Source organism: Shigella sp. FC1567 (assembly GCF_001743015.1).
In the GTDB taxonomy this organism is placed as follows: Bacteria; Pseudomonadota; Gammaproteobacteria; order Enterobacterales; family Enterobacteriaceae; genus Escherichia; species Escherichia coli.
Genome location: NZ_MIIV01000288.1, coordinates 21,230 through 28,635, shown reverse-complemented (window position 1 = coordinate 28,635; position 7,406 = coordinate 21,230). Strand labels below are relative to the sequence as shown.

Annotated in this window: 8 protein-coding genes; 2 read left to right on the top strand and 6 right to left on the bottom strand. The window is 49.2% G+C overall.

Annotated elements, in window-relative coordinates; translation table 11 throughout:
- Window positions 1-395: 395 nt before the first annotated feature.
- From glnQ to rhtA, 5 genes are all read right to left on the bottom strand, one after another.
- Complete coding sequence (glnQ, locus tag BHE85_RS15955) at window positions 396-1,118, bottom strand: glutamine ABC transporter ATP-binding protein GlnQ (protein ID WP_000569083.1); 723 nt, start codon at window positions 1,116-1,118, stop codon at window positions 396-398.
- A complete protein-coding gene (gene glnP / locus BHE85_RS15950) occupies window positions 1,115-1,774 on the bottom strand; it encodes a glutamine ABC transporter permease GlnP (protein ID WP_001159065.1) in 660 nt (219 codons plus the stop codon). Before glnP ends, glnQ begins: the two co-directional genes overlap by 4 nt.
- Window positions 1,775-1,912: 138 nt before the next feature.
- The gene (gene glnH / locus BHE85_RS15945) at window positions 1,913-2,659 is read right to left on the bottom strand and encodes a glutamine ABC transporter substrate-binding protein GlnH (protein WP_000843881.1); all 747 of its coding nucleotides are present in this window, start codon (window positions 2,657-2,659) and stop codon (window positions 1,913-1,915) included.
- Between the two features lie 403 nt (window positions 2,660-3,062).
- Window positions 3,063-3,566 carry a DNA starvation/stationary phase protection protein Dps gene (gene dps / locus BHE85_RS15940; protein WP_000100800.1) on the bottom strand — a complete coding sequence of 168 codons (504 nt, stop codon included), beginning with the start codon at window positions 3,564-3,566 and terminating at the stop codon, window positions 3,063-3,065.
- Between the two features lie 298 nt (window positions 3,567-3,864).
- Entirely contained in the window at window positions 3,865-4,752 is an 888-nt protein-coding gene (gene rhtA, locus BHE85_RS15935; RefSeq protein WP_001295297.1) for a threonine/homoserine exporter RhtA, read from the bottom strand.
- Between the two features lie 234 nt (window positions 4,753-4,986).
- On the opposite strand from rhtA, the gene BHE85_RS15930 reads away from it, so the two are divergent.
- Together BHE85_RS15930 and ompX are read left to right on the top strand one after the other, a co-directional pair.
- Window positions 4,987-5,052, top strand: coding sequence for a protein YliM (locus tag BHE85_RS15930; protein WP_120795379.1), 66 nt, complete (start codon window positions 4,987-4,989; stop codon window positions 5,050-5,052).
- A gap of 52 nt (window positions 5,053-5,104) precedes the next feature.
- Window positions 5,105-5,620: an outer membrane protein OmpX gene (gene ompX, locus BHE85_RS15925; RefSeq protein ID WP_001295296.1), complete on the top strand. Its 516-nt coding sequence runs from the start codon at window positions 5,105-5,107 to the stop codon at window positions 5,618-5,620.
- A gap of 48 nt (window positions 5,621-5,668) precedes the next feature.
- On the opposite strand, the gene opgE is transcribed toward ompX, so the two are convergent.
- A complete protein-coding gene (opgE, locus tag BHE85_RS15920) occupies window positions 5,669-7,252 on the bottom strand; it encodes a phosphoethanolamine transferase (RefSeq protein WP_039064021.1) in 1,584 nt (527 codons plus the stop codon).
- Between the last annotated feature and the right edge of the window lie 154 nt (window positions 7,253-7,406).

Genomic DNA, 7,406 nt, shown 5'->3' with positions numbered 1-7,406 from the left:
GAGCAGGTACCGGCATCCACGTTACAGACGGTCCCGGCAAAAGTGCCTGACCTGACCCCTATTAGCGGTTACCAGCGCCCCACCAGACCCGGTGACATCACCCCCCGGATCATGGACGACTGGGGGCAGTAATCATGCCGGGTCTGGCTGGCTAACACCCCATTATAAGGGGTACGAATAAAGTAATGGGGCGATTTTAAATGAGAGGAATCTGGTGTGCCTCCCTTTCGGGTGAAAGGGAGGAAGGGATATTAAGCAGATTGCTGACAACGTGCGGGCTTTTTTGCCGGATGCGGCGTGAACGCCTTATCCGTCCTACAAGTTCATGCAATTTTAATAAGTTGCCAGATATCCTGTAGGCCTGATAAGCGTAGCGCATCAGGCAATGTGTCTTATTAAGAGACGTGCTGCAAAAATTCCTGCAAGCGCTGGCTCGGCGGGTTCTTGATCAACACCTGCGGATTGCCATCTTCCGCAATCCGGCCTTTGTCGATAAAGATCAGCCGCGAAGCTACTTTCTCGGCAAAACCGATTTCGTGGGTCACGATCACCATCGTCATCCCTTCTTCAGCCAGATCCTGCATAACCTTCAGCACTTCATGGCGCAGTTCCGGGTCAAGAGCGGAAGTCGGTTCATCAAACAGCATCATTTTCGGCTTCACCGCCAGCGCGCGGGCAATCGCCACACGCTGCTGTTGACCACCAGAAAGTTCGGAAGGGTAGTGATGTGCACGTTCTGCCAGACCGACTTTCGCCAGCAGCTCACGCGCCAGTTTTTCCGCCTCTTCTTTGTTCGCGCCACGCACGCGTAGCGGACCAAACATGACGTTTTCCAGCGCCGTCAGATGCGGGAAGAGGTAAAACTGCTGGAACACCATACCTGCTTCCTGGCGAATCAGGCGCTCGTCAACTTTCGGATCGTTAACCTTCAGGCCATCGACAATCAGATCGCCGGAGGTGATTTCTTCCAGTTTGTTGATGCAGCGCAGCAGGGTCGATTTACCGGAACCGGACGGCCCGATAATCACCACGACTTCGCCCTGGGCAATGTTCAAATCGATATTGTGCAGCACCTGGGTTGGGCCAAAGTGCTTGGAGACGTTTTTAAATTCAATCACAGGATTTTCATCCTTCTTTCCAGACGACGCAGAATAAAGCTCAGCACCAGGGTAATAATCAGATAGAACACCGCCACGGCGCTCCAGATCTCAAGGGCGCGGAAGTTACCGGCAATAATTTCTTGCCCCTGACGGGTCAGTTCCGCCACGCCGATAACAATAAACAGCGAGGTGTCTTTAATGCTGATGATCCACTGGTTACCCAGCGGCGGCAGCATACGACGCAGTGCCAGCGGTAAAATGACGTAGCGAATGGTTTCCCAACGTGAAAGACCGAGCGCCAGTCCTGCTTCACGAAAACCTTTGTGAATAGACAGCACCGCACCACGCGTGATTTCCGCAATGTACGCGCCGGAGTTGATCATGATGGTGACCACCGCCGCAGTAAATGGGTCGATGCGTAAGTCGTTAAACGCCATCGGCAGGGCGAAATAGATAAACATCACCTGGACGACGATAGGTGTGCCGCGGATCACTTCAATAAAGACCAGCGCGACGTGGTTGGCTATCCAACCACCGAAGGTGCGTGCAAAACCTGCCAGCAATCCGATTACCAGACCGCCAGCCAGACCGAGGACCGAAATCCACAGGGTCATTTTGGCACCTTCAATCAGAAGCGGAATGGCAGGCCAGATGGCACTCCAGTCAAACTGCATATGTTGTTCCTGTTACCGTGGTGTAAATAATCAAATTCAGGGTAATTAATGGCCCCGGAGCGGGTTTGCGCCCCTCACCCTAATCCTCTCCCCAGAGGGGAGAGGGAACTGCCAGTGCGCTTTACAGGTGTAGCGTTATTATTTCGGTTCAGTACCGAACCATTTTTTGTAGATTTCGTTGTAAGTTCCGTTCTCGCGCAGGGTTTTCAACGCGCCGTTGACTTTGTCACGCAGCTCGTCGCTACCTTTCGGGAACGCAATACCGTATTGCTGCGCTTCCAGAGAGTCACCTACCGCTTTGAACTGACCGTTACCGGCGGTTTTGATGAAGTACAGAATGTTTGGCGTATCGTGCAGAACGGCGTCTGCGCGGTTGGTGCCCAGTTCCATATAGGCGTTATCGATGTTCGGGAACTGACGCAGATCTTTAGTTTTGATGTTTGCTTTCGCGTAATCAACGGAGCCAGTACCGCTCTTCACAGCAACCACTTTCCCGTCGAGATCTTTCACGCTTTTCACATCGTTATTGTTAGCTTTCACCATCACTAACAGGCCGCTTTTGTAGTAGCCGTCAGAGAAATCGATCGCTTTTTTACGCTCGTCGGTGATGGTAATGCCCGCCAGCGCCAGATCGACGTTTTTGGTTTGCAGTGCCGGAATGATCCCACTGAAATCCATCGGCTTCAGTTCGTAATCCAGCTTCAGCTCTTTAGCGATGGCAGCCCACAGATCAACGTCAAAGCCCACATATTTATCGCCCTGTTTAAATTCAAACGGAACGAAGGCGGTATCCGTCGCGACAACTAATTTTTTATCCGCGGCATGAGAAGAAACCGCAAAAACCAGGGTCAGTGCAGCCAGTGAAACTTTTAATACAGACTTCATAGCATTTCCTTTTTTCTATCCACGGGACGATCCCCTGCGTGACATTCACATATATGAAAAAATCGTGCCAGTTTTGCAACTCATTGATTTTTAGAGATGCGGCAAAAACGTGATGCACGATTTATAGGGCAATACCCTGAAGATGCACCATTCTGGGGCACCAATCTGGTGCGCTAAAATTGTGCACTCAACACAGTGATTATTTAGCGTAAAACCTGATGAAAAAACAATCTTTATGTAACGATTGTGTGATGATGTGGATACAAAAAATTTACTTAATCAGCTGGAGATAGCAGATGGATGCACTAAATAAGTGCGTTGAGGTGGGCTGCAAAACAAAACGGCCTCCTGTCAGGAAGCCGCTTTTATCGGGTACTAAAGTTCTGCACCATCAGCGATGGATTTATTCGATGTTAGACTCGATAAACCACAGGAATTTATCCAGGTCGCGAGACGCGGCGGTCAGGATATCTGCGGTGTCGTCATCTTTCGCTTCGCCAATCGCTTTGCGTACGTCATTAGCGACGATTGCGTAACGGTCAGCCAGTTCTTTCAGGTGATCCTGAACGTTGTGGATGTCCAGCGGGTAACTTTTCAGCGGGGTTTTGCTGTTGATAACTTGAGTGGTCCCCAGAGCTACACCGCCCAGCTGCACTGCACGTTCTGCCATGGTATCCAGATGATCGATCAGTGCGGTGCGGAAGCCATCCAGCATTTCATGTACGGCAATGAAGTTAGCGCCGCGCATGTTCCAGTGCGCTTGTTTGGTAATCAAAGAAAGATCAATAAACTGGATAACCTGGCGATTCAGCAACTCTACTGTTGCTTTTTTCTCGCTGTCGGAGACATCGTTGCGGGTATAAAGCAGATTGGTCGCTTTTGATTTAACTAATTTAGCGGTACTCATAATTTCATATCCTCTTGATGTTATGTCCCAGTAATTAACGAGACTAAGTATAGCACCGGCTATGTGTTCCGCTATTCTGGCTGTTCCTATCACACTAATAGTGGTAACAAGCGTGAAAAACAAAACTAATAAAGATTCAATGAGTTAGATATATTGATAAGAACAATTCTTATTTATCTGCTCGCCAGGAATTTTCGGAATAAATATGCTTTTGCATAATTCGATATATAAAGACGGTGTAGAGGAAAAGTAGCGAGAAATTCTGCATGGTTATGCATAACCATGCAGAAATGTAAATTTAATTAATGTCTAATTCTTTTATTTTGCTCTCTTTGCGTACTGTCAGCGTAGACCCCATTGAAGCGGCGATGATAGCGCCGAGCGCCAGCAGCTGTATGGGTGTCAGTGTTTCTCCGAGGAAAATCATCCCGGAAACGGCAGCCAGCGCCGGTTCCATGCTCATCAGCGTACCAAATGTCCGTGTTGGCAAACGGGTGAGGGCAATCATTTCCAGCGAATAAGGCAGAGCGGTCGAGAGAATAGCGACAGCCAGACCCAATGGAATAACCGACCAGTGCCAGAGTGCTTCACCAGCCTGAAGCGCTCCAATTGGCACGAAAATTAACGCTGCAATCAACGAACCAATTGCCACCGTCGCAGGGCCATGTTCCGCTCCTGCGCGTTGCCCACTTAAAATGTAAATAGCCCAACAAGCCCCGGCCCCCAGTGCCAGCGCACAGCCGGTTAAATCGACATGGGAAACGTCTTGCCCCAGCGGTAGCAGGAACCACAGACCAAGAACCGCCAGCACAACCCAGACGAAATCTACCGGGCGACGAGAAGAGAACAGCGCCACCGCCAGTGGTCCGGTGAACTCCAGCGCCACCGCAATACCCAGCGGTACTGTCTGAATAGAAAGATAAAAAAGATAATTCATCCCACCCAGCGAAACGCCGTAAAACAACAGCGGTAACCGTTGCTCTTTGGCAAAGCGCAGTCGCCATGGCTTAAAGAACGCGATGAGGATCAGCGTTCCTAATGCCAGACGCAGCGCAGTGACACCCGGTGCGCCCACCAGAGGAAAAAGTGACTTAGCTAACGAGGCTCCACCCTGAATAGACGCCATGGCAACGAGCAATATGACTATTGGTAACCAGACCGGCATTTTACGTAATGAACCAGGCATCCTTTCTCCCACAAATATCTAGACTTAAGTAAAGCGTGGAGTGTACTGGATATACCCAATGCTGGTTGAGCATTTGTTGAAAAAATTTTCCCCCGTTTTGACTAAAATGCGCCAGGATTGATGGAATCATTAGTCTGGTGATTAGGAATAATCTGGATGAATGACAGGGAAAACATGCGTAATACTTACGCAGTTCTCTGAAAAAGTGATTTAAATTTAGATGGATAGCGGTGTATGGAAACGTTCTGTTACATGAAATGGCCCGTTAGACATCACAAATCGCGAAGAGTTTCCCATTAATTTTTGATATATTTAAAACTTAGGACTTATTTGAATCACATTTGAGGTGGTTATGAAAAAAATTGCATGTCTTTCAGCACTGGCCGCAGTTCTGGCTTTCACCGCAGGTACTTCCGTAGCTGCGACTTCTACCGTAACTGGCGGTTACGCACAGAGCGACGCTCAGGGCCAAATGAACAAAATGGGCGGTTTCAACCTGAAATACCGCTATGAAGAAGACAACAGCCCGCTGGGTGTGATCGGTTCTTTCACTTACACCGAGAAAAGTCGTACTGCAAGCTCTGGTGACTACAACAAAAACCAGTACTACGGCATCACTGCTGGTCCGGCTTACCGCATTAACGACTGGGCAAGCATCTACGGTGTAGTGGGTGTGGGTTATGGTAAATTCCAGACCACTGAATACCCGACCTACAAACACGACACCAGCGACTACGGTTTCTCCTACGGTGCTGGTCTGCAGTTCAACCCGATGGAAAACGTTGCTCTGGACTTCTCTTACGAGCAGAGCCGTATTCGTAGCGTTGACGTAGGCACCTGGATTGCCGGTGTTGGTTACCGCTTCTAATCACTTTGGTGATATAAAAAATCCGCCTCTCGGGGCGGATTTTTGTTTTTAAGGTTTCGGGTCGAAAATATCGGTTCCGAGATGGTTGTAATCCACCTTCTGTAACTGGAAGTTGGTGATGTATATCGGCCCGGCTTTCTTCTCAGATATAAACGGGTATTTGATATTTATTTCCTTCGCTTTAATTCCCGTCCACTGCGAGAAAAAGCCTAAGAAGTCATTGGCTGAGCGGCGGGCTTTAATCACCCGATGCGCTTTATCGTCGCTGGAAATGACCATAAAAGGCACCTGGAAATTTTGCTGATATTTATCATCATGGGCAAGGTATTGCACGTCTTTGCCGCGCTCTTTAAAGGCCAGACCGTGGTCAGAAAAGTAAACCAGAGAGAAGCTGCTGCCGCTGTTGCGTAACTGATCGTACAGCTTGCGCAGTAAATCGTCCGTTTGCGTCATGGTATAGAGATAGCACGACGTTTCTTTCGATTGCACAAAGGTTTCGTATTTGCCTTGTGTCCTGTCGCAGGCCTGCGGATGCGAGCCTATCAGATGCAGAACAATCAGCTGCGGTTGCGAGTGCTCTTGCGCCAGCACTTGAGCGGTCATATCCAGTAACGCTTCGTCTTTCGTGTTTTTATCTGCTTCAAAATTACCTTCTTTCAGGAAGTACACTTCATCTGCACGTTTGGCGATGCTGGCGATAGCAGTATCGTATTCGCCGATTTGGCCCTGGTTGGAAAACCACCAGGTCTGGAAGCCCGCGCGATTTGCCAGGGTGACAAAGTTATCCTGAAACTGTGGTTTGCCATCGACTACGCGATTGAGCGTTAAGCCAAGCGATTTCTGCGTGGAGCCACTGGCGGCAATGTAGTCAGCAAATATCAAACCGTTAACGCTGCTGGCAAACGGGGTATTGTCCCAGTGACCGCCAAAGGCACCGAGGGCATCGCGACGCGCGCTTTCACCGATCACCACCACATAGGTCTGATACTTCGGCTTAACGGCAGTGACCGTCCAGGTATCTTTCATTCCGGAAAGTTTTGCCATCCGTTCTTGCTCTTCAATCACCTCGTTATTATTGACGATGACATCCTTAGCAAAACGAAATACCGGATAGCCAGTATCTTTCAGTTTAAATACGCCACCCCAGGCCAGGTTTTGCACGGGAGCAACAAAAAATGTCGCCACACTGAATACCAGACACAGGCTGTCGAAGGTATTCCAGCGCGCTTTTTCATTCTCTTTTTTTCGCCTGATTGCTATTACGCCGAGCGCAAAAATAAATAAGCCGACCAGGTAGCTGTACCACGGAAAAATCGTCAGGATTTCGGTCGACTCTTCCATATTGGTGGAGTGCAATGCCAGCAATGTATTGAAATTAGGCGCGCCGTAGGCCTGAGCAAAAGGGAAATAACAAGCCGCCACCAGCGAACTGACACCGACCAGAACTTTTTGTACGCGAGGCAATGTTCGCCATAGCAAAAGCAAAATAGCCGTAAACGCAGCGGTGTAGAGCAAACTGAAGGGGTAACCTAAGCCGAGGTTAATTAATAGCGACTGTAAAAAGTAGAACGCAGTCCACGGGCTAAATACCCGGCTACGGGTAACAAGCGATTCTTTGAGGGTTAAATTCATATGCCACTATCGTAACAAACGCCATGTGCTTACCCTGGCGTCAAGGGTCAATACCTGCAAGAGTGCGTGAAGAGTGGAAAGGGGTCCGCATCCGCGAGCCGCAATATACGCAGGGCTGCAAGAAGATAGAGCGAGCCGCCGTTCAGGTCAACTA

Bases quoted from the DNA above. Each gene is read 5' to 3' on its own strand.
- glnH (WP_000843881.1), bottom strand. From the start codon at position 2,659: ATGAAGTCTGTATTAAAAGTTTCACTGGCTGCACTGACCCTGGTTTTT.
- glnP (WP_001159065.1), bottom strand. From the start codon at position 1,774: ATGCAGTTTGACTGGAGTGCCATCTGGCCTGCCATTCCGCTTCTGATT.
- rhtA (WP_001295297.1), bottom strand. From the start codon at position 4,752: ATGCCTGGTTCATTACGTAAAATGCCGGTCTGGTTACCAATAGTCATA.
- opgE (WP_039064021.1), bottom strand. From the start codon at position 7,252: ATGAATTTAACCCTCAAAGAATCGCTTGTTACCCGTAGCCGGGTATTT.
- dps (WP_000100800.1), bottom strand. From the start codon at position 3,566: ATGAGTACCGCTAAATTAGTTAAATCAAAAGCGACCAATCTGCTTTAT.
- ompX (WP_001295296.1), top strand. From the start codon at position 5,105: ATGAAAAAAATTGCATGTCTTTCAGCACTGGCCGCAGTTCTGGCTTTC.